We start from the raw sequence: 17,807 nt of genomic DNA, 5'->3' as shown, positions 1-17,807 counted from the left end.
GGCTTCCGCACCGGCCACGGACTTCCGCCCCGGCAGGCCCCGCCGCCGATGCGGTGGATGCGGGGCCTGGTGCCGGGGCAGGCCGTCCCTACCGGGCTCCCGCCGGAACCGGTGTGCCGCCGGGGACGTTGGTGAGCGGGCGCCCGGCCCGGTCCTTCTCCGCCGACCGCGTGAGCGACTGCGTCGGTGACGGCGACTGCGACGGCGACGGGGCGAAGACGTCCGTGACGCACCGGCCCTCGACATCGGCGCGCGGTGCGAACACCACGTCCAGGCAGTCGTCGTCGGTCGGCGACCAGGTGATCGCCGTCCAGTGGCCGAGGCGGTCGCCCAGCCGGTGGAACTCCTCCGGGTCCGGGGCCGGTGGCCTGGTCCCGGGAGCACGCACGGTGCCCGCACCCGCACCCGCACCCGCACCGGCACCCACACCCGCACCGGCATCGGCACCGGCATCGGCACCGGACAGTTCGTCCAGCGTGGCGAGGTCTTCGCGCAGACGGGCGTTGGGCACTCCCGTGACACGGACCGGGAGGGTCCGCGCGAGACGGGTCGCGAGGTCGTCCAGGCTCGTCACCTCGGTACCCCAGGCGAGCGTCGGCACGGAGGCCATCGGGACGGTATCGGCCGGGGGCGTGGCCAGGAGCACGTCGTAGCGGTAGCGGTTCAGCTCGTTGTGGGCCGCGCCCCGCTTCGTGCGTACGTCGACGGCGACCACCCCGCCCGACCGCTCGGCGAAGGCCGTGAAGTACGCCGGATCCAGCAGCAGTTCGTTCTCCGTCTCCATCGCCCGGTCGACCAGGGCGCGCCGCGTCGCCGCGTCGGTTCCGGCCGGTGCCCGCCGCCGCTGCACCGCGCTGGTGAAGCACTCCTGGAGCCGCAGGTTGCGGACATCGCCGATGAAGACCCGGCCGCCGGCGGCCAGCAGGGGCAGCACGCCCGTCAGCACACCGGTCAGATAGTCGCCGCTCGGGAAGTACTGGACCACCGAGTTGATCACCACGGTGTCGAAGTAGCCGTCGGGCAGTCCGGTGGTCACGTGGGCGGGCTGGGCTCGCAGCTCCACCCGCTGCCGGAGCGCGGGATGGGCTTCGAGCTGCCGGTCGAGTGTCTCGACGGCGACCGGCGACAGGTCGGTGCCCACGTACTTCTCGCAGTGCGGGGCGATACGCGCCAGGAACACCCCACTGCCGACACCGATCTCCAGGACCCGGCGCGGGCGGGTCTCCAGGACGCGGTCGACGGTCGCGTCCCGCCATTCGCGCATCTCCGCGACGGGGATGGCCGATCCGTCGTAGCTGCTGTCCCAGCCGGTGAAGTCCTCCCCCATCGCGTCCCAGGAGCCGGCGTACGAGGTGTCGTACACCGTGCGCCAGGTGTCGAGCCACTCGTCCTCCGCCGTCGCGGTGGTGCCCGTCGCGGTGCCCGTCTTGGTGGCGGGAGCAGTGGCGGCGGGCGGTCCCGTCGGCCGGAGGCCGTCGAGCGCCGGCAGCAGTCTCTCGTCCGCGCGCCGCTGCTCGGTGTCGCGGTCCTCGATCTCCGGGTCCGGGACCGCGTCCGGCAGGGCGTCCTCGACGAAGCGCAGCTTGCGGTTGAACCACGCCCGGACGGTCCAGAGCGTGAGCAGCAGGCCGCTGACGACGATGACCAGGGCGAGGCCGCGGCCGGGGCCCGTACCCAGCACGGTTCCGAAGGAGCCGGCCAGCGCGCCGTCCGGCATGAGCATCGGACGGAAGACATGGTCGGCCAGCGGCCCGACGACCAGATAGCCGAGCGGCATGGTGGCCGTGACGACCGTGATGAAGATGGCCAGGACCCGGCCCTGGAGCTCCAGGCCGACCTTCCGCTGGAGCAGCGCGATCCAGTGGCCGTTGATGAGCGACTCGGTGAAGGCCATGCCGAACATGCCCGCGACCAGCAGCCACGGCCGGCCGGCCAGCCCGATCACCAGCAGCCCGAGGTTGTTGGCGCCCATGAAGAGGAGCATGCCGTCGGTACGGCGGCGGGTACCGCCCCACACGCTCATGGCGAGGGAGCCGAGCAGCGCGCCGAGGCCACCGCCGCTGAGCACCACACCGAGGGTGGCGGTGTCGTACTCGATCAGCACCAGCGGGGTGATCAGCGCGAACCCGACGGCGTACAGGGAGTGGTCGACGACGAAGTACCAGAGGACCGACTTCAGTCCGGGCCGCCGGGTGATGTAGCGCCAGCCGTTCAGCATCTCCGAGCGGACGGCCTCCTCACGGCGGCGGAACAGCCGGTCGGGGAAGCGGACCAGGAGCAGTGTGGCCACGGCCACGCCGAAGGTGGCCAGATCGATCAGAAGGATCACCGGCAGCGAGACGACGCTCAGCAGACCCGCGCCGAGCATCGGGGCAAACAGCGCGCCCGCTCCCGTACCGAGCTGGGTGATGCCGCCCGCGTGTCCGAGGAACGGTTTCGGTACGAGCTGGGCCACGGCCGCCAGATAGGCGGGCCGCTGGAAGGCGCTGGTGACGGAGGTCAGCCCGCAGAGCAGATACACGTAGGGCATGCTCACGCGGTCTCCGGTGAGCAGCCCGATCATGCCCAGCACGGCGAGTCCGGCGGCCAGGTCGCTGAAGAGCATCACCTTCCTGCGGTCGTAGCGGTCGGCCACCACACCGGCGAGCGGTCCGACCAGCAGGCCGGGCAGCAGTGAGACGGCGGCGACGAACGCGAAGGCGGTCACCTGGCCGGTCCGCTGGTACACCCACAGGCTCATGACGAGCTGGCTCAGCGCGCTGCCGACGGTCGACACGAACTGCCCCGCCGCGACGGCCGAGAACCGGCCCAGACTCGGCTCGGGTCCGGACGGCCGCGGACGGGCGGCCGGAAGCGGCGCCGCCCGTGAGGTCCGCGCGCTCCGGCCCGCCCGCGCCGCCCGCTCGGTCTGTACCGTCTGCTCGGTCCGGGCTGTCTCCTCGGTCTCCTCCGTCGCGGGGGCCCCTGTCCGTGCGCCGGGGTCCTGCGGGGAGGCATCCGGTGCGGCTCGGCGCCCGGCCCAGGCCGCCACCTCCTCCGCCAGTTCCACCGCCTGGTGCTTGAGGAAGCCGTGACCCGCCTTCGGGATCACCGCCAGTTCGACATCGTCCGCGTAGTGCTCCCACTCGCGGAAGCGCTCGGTGTACAGCTCGGTGACGCGGTCCTTGGAGCCGACCACGCTCAGCAGCGGGGCCTTCAGCGCCTGGCCCCGTCCCCGGCTGAGCGTGCGGGCGTAGTAGTGCTCGGAACCGCGCTCGTCATGACGTACCGAGCGCATCGCGAAGGCGTACTCCGCCGGGTCGTCGAATTCCGACATCCCGCCGCCCAGCGCGCGGATCTCCTCCAGGATGGCGCGGTCCGACACCAGCCGGTCGACCGGGAAGTGCCGGTAGACCCAGTCGAAGAACCGTCCGGGCAGCCGGGCCATCGGGAACATCGCGCCGATCGCCACACCCGCCAGCGGCAGGCCCGCCGCCTCGGCCCGCATACCCAGTTCGAGGGTGATCGCCGAGCCGTGGCAGTGCCCGTACAGGTAGACCGGGCCCGGCAGTTCACGCATCTCGTCCAGACAGCGGTCGATCAGTTCGTCGAACGGCAGCGCCTCCTCGTCCGGACGGCTCCAGTCGCGGCCCGGACTCTGGAGCGCGTACAGCGACCAGTCGTCCGGCAGCGCCCTGGCGACCGGCTCGAAGGCGAGCGCGTGGCCGCCCGAGTACGGGATGCAGACGAGGGTGGCCGCGGCGGGGCGTTCGCGGTCCGGGGTGAGCCGGTGGAGCAGTGATCCCGCACCGGCGGAGCCGGCCGTCCCGGCCCGCGCCGGGTCCACGGGGTTCGCGGGGTCCACGGGGTTCGCGGGGTCCACGGGGTTCGCGGCGCCGGTGCGCAGAGCGATGTGCTCGGCGAGCCGCTCGACCGTCGCGTTGCGGTACAGGTCCAGCAGCGCGACCCGGACACCGCACCGCTGCTCGACGAGGCGTACCAGCCGCAGGGCGGCGAAGGAGTCGCCGCCGAGATCGAAGAACCCGTCGTTCAGCGCGATCCGCTCGCGGCCCAGCACCTCGCCCCAGAGGGCGGCGAGTTCCTTCTCGGTGCCGGTTCGCGGCTCGGTCCTGGCGCCGCTCTCCAGTTCCTCGGGAGGCTGCGGCAGCGCCTTGCGGTCCACCTTGCCGTTCGCGCCGAGGGGCAGCGCGGGCAGGATCACCGTCCTGGCGGGTATCGCGTAGTGCGGAAGGATCTCCTGCACCCCCCGGCGCAGCGCTTCCGCGGTCGGCGGCAGCGCCGGGTCGGCCGGGACGGCGTACCCCACGAGCCGGGAGACGCCCCGGGTGTCGGGACGGACCGCGACCGCCGCGGCACGCACGCCGGGCTGGGCGGCCAGCGCCGCCTCCACCTCGTCGAGTTCGATGCGATGACCGTTGATCTTGACCTGGTCGTCCAGACGGCCGAGGAACACCATCACCCCGTCGGCACGCAGCCGCGCGCCGTCGCCGGTCCGGTACATCCGGCCGCCGGGCTCCGGGGCGAACGGGTCGGGGCGGAAGCGCTCCTCGGTGAGGTCGGGCCGGGCGTGGTAGCCGGTGGCCACACCCGGGCCGCCGATCCACAGTTCGCCCGGGACGCCGAAGGGCAGCGGGCGGCCGTGCGTGTCGAGGACGTACAGCCGGTTGCCCGGGTACGGGCGGCCGATCGGCAGGGGTGCCTGCGCCGGTTCACCGCTGACGTCACCCTCGAAGTAGGCGTTGTCGACGGTGGCCTCGGTGACACCGTACGAGTTGACGACCCGTCCGCCGGGGCCGACCAGGGCCAGGGCGCGACGGTACTCGTGGACGTACCACTTCTCGGCGCCGCCGGCGAGCAGCCGCAGCTCGGGCAGCGGCTGCGGCTGCGGGGCCGGCGCCGATGGGCCCGCTCCCTGTCCGGCTCCCGGCCGGGTCTCGGCGTGGTCGAGGAGGCCGCGCAGCACGGTCGGTACCAGCTCGGCGACATTGACCCGCTCGTCGCGCAGCAGGCCGTAGAGCGCGTCCGGGTCGAGCAGGGTCTCGTGCGGGCAGACGACGATCCGGCCACCGGTGCCGAGGGCCCGCAGGGTCTCGCCGACGAAGACGTCGAACGAGGAGTTGGCGGCCTGGAGATGGGACAGGCCGGGAGTCAGCCCGTACGCCTCCCGCCACATGGCGACGGCGTGGTGGAGGTTGCCGTGCGAGACCACGACACCCTTGGGCAGGCCGGTGGTGCCGGAGGTGTAGAGGACGTACGCCGGGTCGGCGGCCGTGATCGGGTGTCGGGGCGGGGCGGCCGGTGTTCCTGCGGCGTCCGTGTCCAGGGCGGCGGCCTCAACTCCGGCTCCGGGTCCGGGTCCGACCGCGGCTCCGGGTCCGGCTCCGGTGGTGAGGATGACCGGGACACCGTCCGGTGCGACGAACCCCGTCGGGTCGCCGGGCCCGTCGGTGAGCAGCACGCACGCACCGCTGTCCGTGAACATGTGCCGCAGCCGCTCGGCCGGGTAGCGGGGATCGAGCGGGACGTAAGCCGCGCCCGCCTTCCAGACCGCGAGCACCGCCGCGTACACCGCCGGACCCTGCGGCAGATGGATACCGACCCGGTCGCCGTTGGTGACCCCGGCGGCGCGCAGCGCGTGGGCGAGCCGGTCGGCCTCCTGGTCCAACCGGGCGTAGCTCCAGTGCAGGCCGCCCTGGGTGACGGCGGGGGCGTCCGGAGTGCGGCGGGCGTGTTCCTCGAACAAGGTGTGTACGCCGCCCTGCTCAGGCGCGCCCGAAGCGCTCTGCCGCCCGTCCACCGGGGCCGTCGCCTGTTCGCCCGCCGGAGCCGTCGACGTCTGGCCCGCGGCCAGCACCTCCCGGCGCCGCTCCGGCGACAGCAGCGTAAGGCGGCTGATCGCGGCGGTGGGCTCGTCGAGCGCGCTCCCCAGCAGCGTCAGCAGGTTTTCGAGCAGCCGCTGTGCGGTGGCGCGGTCGAACAGTTCGGTGGCGTATTCCACGGACAGCACCGGCCCGGCGGCCGGGAAGTCCAGGGTGAGGGTGAGGTCGAGCTTCGTGGTTCCGGGGAAGGTGTCGCCGAGGTGTTCCACGGTCACCGCGCCGTGCCGGGCCACCGAGGCGGGTGTGTTGACGACGATCAGCATCACCTGGGTGAGTGGTCCGCGGTCGGCGCGGGGCGTCACCGGCAAGGCGCGGACCAGCTCGGACAGCGACTGGTCCGGGTGGCTGAGCGCGTCCACGACCGTTTCCGTCGCGCGGCGCAGCGCCGTCCGGAAGTCGGGGTCACCGGAGAGATCGGTGCGCAGCGGAAGGATGTTGATGAAGGCACCCACACCGCGCTCGCTGTCCGGGGCGTCGCGGTGCGCGACCGGGGCGAGCACCGTGATGTCGGTGCGCCCCGTCAGCCGGGCGACGAGGGTCTGCAGCGCGGCGAGGACGAAGGTGTGCGTCGTGGTGCCGGACGCGCGCGCCGCTTCGTCGACGCGGGTCAGCAGTGCCGGGTCCAGCCGGTGTTCGATCTTGGCGCCGGTGAAGGACCGTACGGCGGGACGCGGCCGGTCGGCCGGTACCTCCACATCCGTGTCGACACCGTCGAGCCGGTTGGTCCAGTGGCTCAGCAGGGCGGCCCGCCGGGCGGGGTCCGAGGCGGACCGCAGGGCCCGGCGCAGATGCGGGGAGAAGCGGTCGGCGGGGGTGGGCGGGGCGCCGTCGAGGAGGTGCGCGAGGTCGTCGGCGAGAACGGAGGCGGACCAGCCGTCGAAGACCAAGTGGTGTACGGCGACGACGAGTTCCCAGACATCGTCGTCCAGCCGCAGCGAAGTGGCGGCCAGCAGCGGGCCGGTGGCGAGGTCCAGGACCGTACGGCCGCGGGCGTCGGCGAGTTCGCCGCGCCGGATCTCGCGTTGCCCGGCGGGGAGTTCCCTCAGGTCGTGGGCGGAGACCTCGATGTCCGGCGTCCGTCCGCCGAACGCCATCAGCGGCCCGTCGTCCGACTGGCCGAAGACCGCGCGCAGCGCCTCGTGCCGTTCGGCCAGTCGCCGCAGTGCGGCGGTGAGGGCGTCGGGGTCCACGGGGCCGGTGACGCGGTAGCGCAGCCCGAGGGTGTGCATGGGCGTGCCGGGGTGCAGTTGTTCGGCGAGCCAGGCGTCCTGCTGGAACGGTGTGAGCGGCAGCCGGTCGTCGGCCCCGGTGTCGGCCTCGGGCCCGGTGCGAACCCCAGCCCCAGCCCCAGCCCCGGTGCCGGTGCCGGTGCCGGTTTCGGACGCGGACTCGCCCTGGTCCGGGGCGGTGTTCGGCTCGGCCTCGGCCAGAAGGGCGGACAGTGCCGCCACCGTGGGGTTCGCGTACAGATCCGCGAGGGTGAACCGGACGCGGAACGCGCGCTCGATCCTGGTGACGATACGGATCGCGGTCAGCGAGTTCGCACCGAGCAGGAACACGGAGTCGGCCGCGCCGACGGACTCCACGCCCAGTACGTCGGCGATCAGATCCGCGAGCGTCCCCTCGGTGCCGGTCAGGGGGTCCGGCGCCCCGGGGCCGGAGGCAGTGCCGGTGGGGCCGCCGGTGGGGCGGCCGGTAGGGCGGTCGGCGGAGCTGAGGGCCAGCGCGGCGAGCGCCTCGGCGTCCACCTTCCCACGGGAGTTGAGGGGGAACGCCTCGACCGGCACGAGCCGGGACGGGACCGCGTACGCGGGCAGCCGGTCCGACAGTCGCGCGGTCAGCTCGGCCAGGTCCAGATCCGTCAGCGCGGACGGGGCCGCCGAGGATTCTCCGGCGGGCAGCAGATAGCCGACGAGAGTGGCCCGTCGGGCGTCGTACCGGACGACGGCGTCGCGGACCCGGGGATCCGCGAGGAGCACCTGCTCGACCTCGGTGGGCTCGACCCGGAACCCGCGCACCTTGATCTGCCGGTCCATCCGGCCCAGATAGACGAGGCTGCCGTCGGGCAGCTGCCGGACCCGGTCGCCGGTGTGGTAATAACGGACGCCGTCCGGGCCGGTGCCGAACCGCTCGGCGGTCAGCTCGGGCAGATTCACATACCCGACGCCGACGGTGGGGCCGCCGATGTGCAGCTCACCCTCCCCGCCCGGGGCGACGGGACCCTCGCTTCCGACGATCCGTATCCGTACGCCCGGCAGCGGGCGGCCGATCGTCGCCGGCGCGTCCACGGGGCGGACCCCGGCGAGCGGTCCCGCCAGATCGTCCCAGGTCGCGACGACGGTGGTCTCGGTCGGACCGTAGACGTTGACGAGGCGTACCGGGGACCCTGCGTGCAGCCGGCGCCAGTCGGCGACGCGGTCCTGCCGGATCTCCTCACCGCCGACGCTGACGATACGGGCCGAGCCCGGCAGCCGCAGACCGTCGTGGACCATGGCGTCCACGACCTCGTGCCAGTACGCGGTCGGTATGTGCAGGACGGTGAGGCCCAGTTCACCGCACCGGTCGAGGAACGCGCCGGGGGACGCGAGCATCCCCTCGCCCCGTACGACGACGGTGGCGCCCGCGTACAGCGGCGGGAAGATCTCCTCGACGCTGCCGTCGAAGGAGATCGACGAGAACTGGAGCACCCGGTCGCCGGGCGCCAGACCGTACCCGGCGGCGATCTCCCGGCTGAAGTGGTCCAGCGCCCGTCGGGGGATGGCGACGCCCTTGGGCTGTCCGGTGCTTCCGGAGGTATGGATGATGTACGCGAGATCGTCCGGACCGGGGTCCGCCGCGACCGCCGGCCCGCCATCGTCCTCCGGCCGCGCCAGGTCCGTGCCCAGGTCCGTGTCCAGGAGCGCGGGCGGCGGCACGACCGGGGGTACGAGCGGCGGCACAGGCGCTGGTACGACCGGGGGTACCAGCGGCGGTACGGGTGGCAGCACACGCAGCCCGGCCCGCTCGAAGTCCGCCGCCCAGCGCTTGGGGGAGACGGCCACGCGGACCCCGCCACGCTCGGCGATCGACCGCAGCCGCTCGGCCGGATCGGCCGGATCGAGCGGTACGAACGCGGCGCCGGCCCGCAGCAGACCGAGCATGGCCACCACGGCGGCCGGTCCGCGCCGGGCGCACAGACCGACGTTGTCGCCCGGCCGGACGCCCGACCGCCGCAGCTCCTCGGAGTAGCGATCGACCAGTGCGTACAGCCGCCCGTACGAGATCTCGTCCGTACCGTCGGTGACCGCTATGCCGTCGGGACGGCCGTGCGCGTGCCGGGCGATGGCCGCCAGCACGTCGAGGGCGGCCGGCGGGCCGTCGGGTCCGGGGGGAGAAGGCGGAGTGGGGGTCGGTGGGACGAGCACGGTGGTTCCTTGCCTTCGGTACATGACGGGCGGGGCGGGGCTCGAAACGCGGGGTGGGACAGGGCGGGAGGGGACGGCGCGGGGTGGCCTGCGCGGGGTGGCCTGCGCCGGACGGCACAGCGCCGGGCGCGGCCGCGTGGCGCTTCGGGACGGGACGGGGCGCCGCGCGGCGGGAGCACGGTGGAGTGGTGGACGGCCGGTGGAGTGGTGGACGGCCGACGCCGTGGTGAGCGGTCGGTGCCGTGGTGAGCGGTCAGCGGTCGGCCGTCAACGGTCGGCGGCCGGCCGTCATGGCGAGGGCCGGCCGTCACGGCAGAGGCCGGCGGGCAGGGCTCAGCCGTCAGCCGGCGTCGGCGTCGGTGTCGGTGTCCCTGCCGACCAGCAGGTAACCCAGTTCGAGCGCGGTGGAATCGACGCGTACGTCCGGGTGCGCGAAGTCGACGACGTCCAGCCGCGCCCGGTCGAAGAGCTCGTCCCAGAACGCGCGCTTCTCCAGCCGCTGTTCGGTGATGACATGCAGCAGGAAGTACGGGTTGTAGTACGAGAGCCCGAGCGCGTGGGCCATGGTGCCCGGATCGTCCAGCTGATGGTCCACCTCGATGACCAGCCAGTGGGCGCCCGGGTGGTTCTCCATGGTCTTGCGCAGCAGTTCCTCGACCGCCGACTCGCTCTCCTGCTCCAGCATCTCCTGGAGGACGAAGGCGGTCAGGAAGCAGAGGGTGCCGTCGGTGGGCAGTTCGAAGGCCGCGGCGTCGGCCGCCCGGCCCCGGTGGATGGTGATCCGGTCGGACAGCCCCTCGGCCTCGACGCGCTCGGCCGCCAGCCTGCTGCCCACCTCGTCGGGCTCGACGCCCACCCCGCGCAGACCGGGACGGCGGCGGACCAGCTCGGTCAGGAAGGCCGCGTCCCCGCAGCCGAGGTCGACCACGGTGAGGCCCTCGCCGGGCAGCGTGTCCAGCAGCCGGTCGGCCAGCGGCAGCGCGTCGAACATGCTCATCCCGCACGATCCGGCGCCCACCTTGGCGCCGTCACGGCTCGCGAACGGAGCGCCCTTCTTCAGTACGTCGCCGAGCTGGCCGAACGTCTGCGCGTACCCGCCCACCAGAAGTGTGTACCAGGGCTGGAACGGCGCGAGGGCCGCCGCCTTGCCGGTGAGATGCCAGCCTTCGTCCGCCCCTCCGGTCCGCCGGGCGAGGTAGCCCTCGTTGGCGAGATAGAGACAGAAGCCGGCGAACCGCTCGGCATCGAATCCGTGCCGTTCGGCGAGGTCGGCGGAGGTGAGGCCGGGTTCCGCGGTGAGGGCTGCGTACACCCCGCTGTCCATCATGGTGTGGAGCGCGTGGGCGAGCGCGAGGTGACGGATCGGCTGGATCGCCTCGACGAGCCGGTGCTCGAAGTCGGTCGGTACGGCGGTGGCGTCGTTCATGAAACGTTTCTCCAACTTGCTGGTGGCGAGGTCAGACGCGCTGGGGCGCGGTGCGCGGGGGTGTGTGCGCGGAATCGATCGCGCTCAGCTCGTGGATGAGCCGATCGAGGTCGTCATGGGTCCCGACGGAGATACGCAGCCATCCGGGCAGGCCGAGCGGCCCGCAGTCCTTGACCCATACGTCCCGGTCGCCCAGCCCGCGGACGACATCGGCCGAGGACAGTCCGTCCCGGCAGCGGGCGACGACGAAATTGGTGTGCGTGTCGCGCGCCTCGGCGAACACCGGATGCGAACCCAGCGCCTCTACATACCGAGGGCGGTCGGCGAGCACCTGGGCACACAGCCGCAGCCGGTGCGCGGGGTCTTCGAGGGAACCGGCCAGGGCGTGCAGGGCGATGGAGTTGACGGAGTGGAAGCGCTGCCGGGGGCGCAGCCGGGAGATGAGCTCGGGCACACCGATCAGCGCGCCGAGCCGCACACCGGCCAGGCCGTGGCTCTTGGAGAAGCTGCGGAACAGCAGCAGCCCCGGGTGGGTGCCGAGGGGGTACGGGTCGGTCAGCGCACTCCGTACGTCCGGAGCGGCGAAGTCGGCGTACGTCGTGTCGAGGAAGGCCAGCTCCGCGCCGGCGACCACCGCGTCGACCCACTCGGAACGGAACAGATGGCCGGTCGGGTTGTGCGGCTGGGCGAGGAACAACGCGCCCCCGCGCGCGAGTTCGGCGGGCGCGACAGCGGGTTCCCAGTGCTCGTCCAGCGGGATCGCCCGAGCCGTACGGCCGAGCACCAGGGCCCGGTCGAGGTAGGCGTCGAAGCCGGGCGAGACGAAATACGCGGTGTCGACCAGGGACAGCGCGAGGTCGACTGCCTCGTCCACACCGTTCGTCAGGAGTACGGACTCCGCCTCCACCCCGTTCTCCCGGGCGACGGCCTCGGTCACCTCGCCCAGCAGTCCGCGCGGATACCGGTGGAGGTCGGCCGCGTTGGCGACGACGCGGGCGATCGCCGCCGGAGAGGGTCCGCTGGCGCACTCGTTCCAGTCGAGGCGCAGGCCGGAGGTCCCCCCGTGAACAGTGCTCTGCATATTCGTTCCGTTCCATGGGGTGTTTCCGCGGCCACCGGAGAGTTTCTGCTCAAGGTGAACTTCCCCAGGGAGAAGGGTGAATTGCCGACCACGGGGCGAAGATCAATTTCCGCCCCTGACCTGGTCGTTCTCAGCCGTCGGCGGCCGTGATGCGCACGTGATCGATGTCTTCGTCCAGAAAGGTGGCCAGGGCTTGGCCTTCGGCGTGAACGGCTTCCTGTTCCGCGGTGGAGAGGGAGCGAAGCGGGGTGATGGCGAGTCGGCTGCCGCGCACGGTCCAGGTCGCGGAGACGCGTCCGTCGACGAGGACGGCGCGCAGGCCGGCGACGGACAGGCCGAGGTGGGCGTCGTCGATGATGCGGGAGCGGTCGTGGTAGCCGAGGATCACATTGTCGAAGGCCGGGAGGAAGCGGACGGGCGCGGGGGTGTCGGGGTGCGGGCGCGGCGCGTCGGGCAGGTCGAGGAGTTCGCGGCCGCGTTCGTCGCGGAAGGTGACGAGCTCCTCGCGGACGGCTCTGACGGCGGCGGGGAGTCCGGCGAGGCCGCACCAGGCACGGATGTCCGCTGTGGCTGCGGGCCCGTGGACGGCGAGATAGCGCCGTACGAGCTGTTGCCCGGCCGGGTCGGCCCCGTCGGTCGGGTCGGCCCCGTCGGCCTCGTCGGCCGGGTCGCTCGCGTCGGCCACGTCGGCCGGGTCGGGGGAAGGCGGATCGATGTCGCGTCCGAGCCAGGTGGCCAGGGGCAGGTTACGTACGCCTGCCCTGGTGTGCCACAGTCCGCGGGGCGGGAGCTGGACCATCGGAATCAGGGCGGCGACGAGCAGTTCGCCCAGAGCGCGGCGTGGTGGCGTGGGCCAGCGGTCCTGGAGTGCCTGAACGAGTTCGGCCATGGTGCGGGGCCGGTGGTCGGCCATCACCGCCCTGCCTGCCGCGGCGACCTCGTCGAGGTCGATGCCGGCGAGTTCGCGCCGGTAGGTCCCCAGCACCCGCCGGCGCAGCATGGAGTCATGGCGGGCGCGCCAGGCCAGCGCGTCGTCGGCGGTGACGAGGTGGACGGTACGGCGCATCAGGTGTGTGCGCACGACCTCCCGCCCTGTCAGCAGGTCGTCGAGCGCGTTCGGCTCGAAGGCGCGGAGCCGGGACCACAGACCGATGAACGGCTCCTGCGGCTGTTGTGCCTGCATCCCGCACAGATGGGCCACGGCGTCGCGGACCGGTGTGTCGGCGCGGTCGAGCAGATACTGACGGGCGAGGGTCGCGCGGTTGAGGGCACGGGTGTCAAGGACGGGCATGTCTTCCTCGGACAGCGCCCCGCGCGCCAACGGGACGCCGGCGCGGGTCGGTTCGGGCGTTGGAGGGGCGGCGCGTGGACCACGATCACAGGGATGGCGGACAGCCTGTGTCCTATACGGGAGACAGAATGGCGGACATGCGGAACTCCTCTTCTGCGGTCACCGGGGCGGCCGGTCAGGCACGGCTCTCGTGTTCGTGCTCGTGGAGGATGTCTTCGACGATCCGGCGCGGCTGCGCCACCCGCGCGGGGTCGGAGCCGGCGAACTCGACCCAGGTGATCAGGGCTTTCCACAGTGCCCAGCCACGGCCGCGGACCCAGGTGCCGTGGTCGGCCCGCAGCGCGGCCCGGAACGCCTTGCGGCTCGTCCCCGACAGCAGCGTCCAGGCGATCACCACATCGCAGGCCGGATCACCGACACCGAAGCAGCCGAAGTCGATGACGGCGGCGAGCCGGCCATCCCTGACCAGCAGGTTCCCCGCCGCGACATCGCCGTGGAACCAGACCGGCGCGTCCTCCCGGGCCGCCGCGAGAGCCGCCTCCCACACCGCCGTGGCCGCCGCCCCGTCGATCAGATCCCCCAGCGCGCCGATCGCCCGCCGGGTTTCCTCGTCGTAGACCGAGGGCGGAGCACCGCGGAAACCGGAGTGCGACGCGGGCGGCGGTCCGCCGGACGCGTCGATCCGCGCCAGCGCGTTCAGGAACCCGGCCAGCGTGACGGCGAATTCGGTCAGGTCGTCGATCCGGCCGGCATCGGCGCTCTCCCCCTCCAGCCAGGGGTAGACGGACCAGTGCAGCGGATAGCCCTCGCCGGGCGCGCCCTTCGCCAGCGGAACGGGCACGGGGAGCGGGAGGCGCGGTGCGAGGAACGGCATCCACCGCTGCTCCTGGCCGACCTGCCCCGCGTACCCGGGACCGCTGGGAAGCCGAACGGTCATGGTGTCACCGAGGTGAAAGGTCCGGTTGTCGTTCCCGCCGACCGCGACGGGTCTGACGGGGAGCCCGGACCATCGGGGAAACTGCGTGCCGACCAGCCGCCGTACCAGCGCCGTGTCGATCGGCGGCACAAGGAGCCCCGTCGACCCGTCCCCCGGCCCGTCCGCCGGTCCCGCGCCCAGACTGTCCCCCGGCCCGTCCTCCGGTCCTGCGCCCGCTCCGTGCTGTCCGTTGTCGCTCATACGCCCCAGAGTGGTCAGCCCGCCCACCGGCTGACAACCGAATTCCGCGGGTGCCGAGTGGCCGGAAGCCGGTCCTGGTCCTCTCGTCGTAAAAGACGTGAGGGATACGGATGTCCGCGACGTCGTCCGTGCGGGCTCCCGAGCCACGGCTCCCGCATAGGCTGGAACGGTGTCGAGCGGGCCAGTGCGGGATTACGGTCGAGTCGTAACTGTCGCGGCGTGGGCGGTCATCGCGACGATCTTTCTCGGATGGGCGGGGTTTCTGGTCGCCTTCGGCGTCTTGGAGCTTGGCCGGACGGGCGAGACGGAGCGCATAAAAATCTCGTCGTGCCACTCGGAAGGGGGCGGGCGAGGGCCGAGCCATGTCGTGTGTGTCGGACGCGCCGTGGATGGCGGGACGCGGGACGAGGTATCGGTGCGTTACGACGGCAGGCCGGGCGAGACAGTGCTGGTGGAGCAGACGCTGTTGGGCCCCAGCCCGGTTGTCGAGAAGGGCTTCGTCGAGTGGGCGGTGATCCTGCTCTTCCCGCTGCTTCCGCTGGGGGTCGGCGTCCTGTGTGTGGCTCTCGCCGTACATGCTGCCCGATCGACCGCGTGTCTCATGTCACATTCCGGAATGTGAACAGAGGTGACCGGGAGGTTGTCCGCGCTCTAGCCTGGCTGGTGCAGCTGGTTCGCCCTGCCCGCCAGGCAGACGCGTCGTAAGAGGGAACCCGGTGGGAATCCGGGACTGCCCCGCAGCGGTAAGTGGGAACGACCGCCGTCATACGCACTGGATCCGGCCGGATCCGGGAAGCGACGGCCAGTAGGAATCTGTCTCGGCAGATGTGCCCACGAGTCCGAAGACCTGCCCGTTGCCCGTACGCGAACGATCGCGTGCGGCCATCCCGGTGACCTCGTGGGCGGGTCGGCGTACATACCAGACGGACAGGCGCGCGCGACGGCGCGGAACTGTGCCGCTCGGTTCGTCACCCCTTCGCGCTCGCGTCCCGTCTCCGGGATCCAAGGAGATATCTCGCGAAGGAGATTTCCGTGACAGCGAAGTCCGCAGCCGCGGCAGCACGGGCCACCGTGTACGGCTACCCCCGCCAGGGCCCGAACCGGGAACTGAAGAAGGCCGTCGAGGGGTACTGGAAGGGCCGCGTCACCGCCGACGCCCTCCGGGAGACGGCGGCCGGCCTGCGCCGGGCCAACTGGCGGCAGCTGGCGGACGCCGGCGTCCACGAGGTGCCGACCGGCGACTTCTCGTACTACGACCATGTCCTGGACACCAGCGTCATGGTCGGTGCCGTACCGGCGCGGCACCGTGACGCCGTCTCGGCCGACGCGCTCGACGGCTACTTCGCGATGGCCCGCGGCACCCAGGACGTGGCGCCGCTGGAGATGACCAAGTGGTTCGACACGAATTACCACTACCTCGTCCCCGAGCTCGGCCCGGACACGGTCTTCACCGCCGACTCCGCGAAGCAGGTCGCCGAGCTGAGGGAAGCCCTCGCGCTCGGTCTCACCGCCCGCCCGGTGCTCGTCGGCCCCCTCACCTATCTCCTGCTCGCCAAGCCCGCCCCCGGGGTGGCCGCCGACTTCGAACCGCTGACCCTGCTGGACCGGCTGCTGCCGGTGTACGCCGAAGTGCTCGCGGACCTGCGCGCCGCCGGCGCGGAGTGGGCCCAGCTCGACGAGCCCGCCCTCGTCCAGGACCGCACCCCGGCCGAGCTGAACGCCGCCGCACGCGCCTACCGTGATCTCGGCGGCCTCACCGACCGCCCGAAGCTGCTCGCCGCTTCCTACTTCGACCGGCTCGGTGACGCCCTGCCCGTCCTGGCGAAGGCCCCGATCGAGGGTCTGGCGCTCGATTTCACCGACGCCGCGGCGGCCAACCTCGACGCCCTGGCCTCGGTGGGCGGACTGCCCGGCAAGCGGCTCGTCGCCGGTGTGGTCAACGGCCGCAACATCTGGATCAACGACTACGAGAAGTCCCTGTCCACCCTCGGCACCCTCCTCGGGCTCGCCGACCGGGTCGATGTGGCCGCCTCCTGCTCCCTCCTGCACGTACCTCTCGACACGGCCGCCGAACGGGACATCGACCCGCAGATCCTTCGCTGGCTCGCCTTCGCCGAGCAGAAAACCACCGAGATCGTCACCCTGGCCAGGGGACTGGCCCAGGGCACCGGCGCCATCGCCGCCGAGATCGCGGCCAACCGCGCCGACCTCGCCTCCCGGACGAACTCCCCGATCACCCGCGACCCGGCCGTACGGGCCAGGACCGCCGCCGTCACCGACGCCGACGGCCGCCGCTCCCAGCCCTACACGGAGCGTGCGATCGCCCAGCGCGCCCATCTCAGGCTGCCGCTGCTGCCCACGACCACCATCGGCTCGTTCCCGCAGACCGACGACCTGCGCACGGCCCGCGCCGCCCTGCGCACGGGACGTATCGACACCGCCGGATACGAGGAGCGCATCAAGGCCGAGATCAGCGAGGTCATCGCCTTCCAGGAGAAGGCGGGCATCGACGTCCTGGTGCACGGCGAGCCCGAACGCAACGACATGGTCCAGTACTTCGCCGAACAGCTCACCGGCTATCTGGCCACCCAGCACGGCTGGGTCCAGTCCTACGGCACCCGCTATGTCCGCCCGCCGGTCCTCGCCGGCGACATCTCCCGTCCCGAGCCGATGACGGTGCGCTGGACCTCCTACGCCCAGTCGCTCACCGGGCGCCCCGTCAAGGGCATGCTCACCGGGCCCGTCACCATGCTGGCCTGGTCGTTCGTCCGCGACGACCAGCCGCTCGGCGACACCGCCCGCCAGGTCGCCCTCGCCCTGCGCGACGAGGTCGACGACCTCGAAGCCGCCGGTACCTCGGTCATCCAGGTCGACGAGCCCGCCCTGCGCGAGACGCTCCCGCTGCGCGCCGCGGACCACGGCGCCTACCTGGACTGGGCCACCGAGTCGTTCCGCCTCACCACCAGTGGCGTACGCCCGGACACCCAGATCCACACGCACATGTGCTACGCCGAGTTCGGCGACATCGTCCAGGCCATCGACGACCTCGACGCCGACGTCATCAGTCTGGAGGCCGCCCGCTCCCATATGCAGGTCGCGCGCGAACTCGCCGTACACGGCTACCCGCGCGAGGCGGGCCCCGGCGTCTACGACATCCACTCCCCGCGCGTGCCCGACGCGGAGGAGGCGGCGGCCCTGCTCCGCAAGGGACTGGAGGCCATTCCCGCCGAACGGCTGTGGGTCAATCCCGACTGCGGGCTGAAGACACGCGGCTGGCCCGAGACCCGCGCCTCGCTGGAGAACCTGGTCACCGCGGCCCGCACCGTCCGCGAGGAACTGCCCGCCTCGTGATCCTCCTGATCCTCCTGGATCAGGAACTGCCCGCCTCGTGATGCCCCCGGAGGCGGGGGAGGCCCACGCGCGGGGGCGTACCCGCCCCGCCCCCGAGGGTTTTTGGGGGGCCGGGCGGGGGGCCCGCCGCCCCCCCCCCCCCCCAGGCCCAGGTGATCAGGCGCTTCGGCTGTTCCAGGATCGCCGCCGTGTCCGCGA

Annotated in this window: 7 protein-coding genes and 1 riboswitch; of the genes, 2 read left to right on the top strand and 5 right to left on the bottom strand. The window is 72.6% G+C overall.

Annotated features, from left to right (window positions below; genetic code table 11):
* Positions 1 to 88 precede the first annotated feature (88 nt).
* The 5 genes from ACWGDX_RS16470 to ACWGDX_RS16450 form a co-directional block, all read right to left on the bottom strand.
* Entirely contained in the window at positions 89 to 9,283 is a 9,195-nt protein-coding gene (locus tag ACWGDX_RS16470; protein ID WP_453626144.1) for an amino acid adenylation domain-containing protein, read from the bottom strand.
* 340 nt (positions 9,284 to 9,623) lie between these two features.
* Positions 9,624 to 10,709: a 2-ketoarginine methyltransferase gene (locus tag ACWGDX_RS16465; RefSeq protein ID WP_453626142.1), complete on the bottom strand. Its 1,086-nt coding sequence runs from the start codon at positions 10,707 to 10,709 to the stop codon at positions 9,624 to 9,626.
* 31 nt (positions 10,710 to 10,740) lie between these two features.
* Positions 10,741 to 11,790 (bottom strand): pyridoxal phosphate-dependent aminotransferase, encoded by a 1,050-nt coding sequence (locus ACWGDX_RS16460; RefSeq protein ID WP_453626140.1) that lies wholly within the window; start codon positions 11,788 to 11,790, stop codon positions 10,741 to 10,743.
* 130 nt (positions 11,791 to 11,920) lie between these two features.
* Entirely contained in the window at positions 11,921 to 13,081 is a 1,161-nt protein-coding gene (locus ACWGDX_RS16455) for a winged helix DNA-binding domain-containing protein (protein WP_453626139.1), read from the bottom strand.
* Positions 13,082 to 13,256: 175 nt separating this feature from the next.
* Positions 13,257 to 14,258: an aminoglycoside phosphotransferase family protein gene (locus tag ACWGDX_RS16450; RefSeq protein WP_453626137.1), complete on the bottom strand. Its 1,002-nt coding sequence runs from the start codon at positions 14,256 to 14,258 to the stop codon at positions 13,257 to 13,259.
* Positions 14,259 to 14,643: 385 nt separating this feature from the next.
* Between ACWGDX_RS16450 and ACWGDX_RS16445 the strand changes: the two genes are divergently transcribed.
* Together ACWGDX_RS16445 and metE are read left to right on the top strand one after the other, a co-directional pair.
* Positions 14,644 to 14,880 carry a hypothetical protein gene (locus ACWGDX_RS16445; RefSeq protein WP_453626135.1) on the top strand — a complete coding sequence of 79 codons (237 nt, stop codon included), beginning with the start codon at positions 14,644 to 14,646 and terminating at the stop codon, positions 14,878 to 14,880.
* 31 nt (positions 14,881 to 14,911) lie between these two features.
* A riboswitch (cobalamin riboswitch) is annotated at positions 14,912 to 15,127 on the top strand.
* A gap of 163 nt (positions 15,128 to 15,290) precedes the next feature.
* Positions 15,291 to 17,609 carry a 5-methyltetrahydropteroyltriglutamate--homocysteine S-methyltransferase gene (gene metE / locus ACWGDX_RS16440; protein ID WP_453626133.1) on the top strand — a complete coding sequence of 773 codons (2,319 nt, stop codon included), beginning with the start codon at positions 15,291 to 15,293 and terminating at the stop codon, positions 17,607 to 17,609.
* The last annotated feature ends 198 nt before the right edge of the window (positions 17,610 to 17,807 follow it).

It is taken from the genome of Streptomyces sp. NPDC055025, from assembly GCF_053608565.1.
The sequence above is the reverse complement of the archived record's forward strand: the minus strand, read 5'-3'. Positions and strand labels throughout refer to the sequence as shown.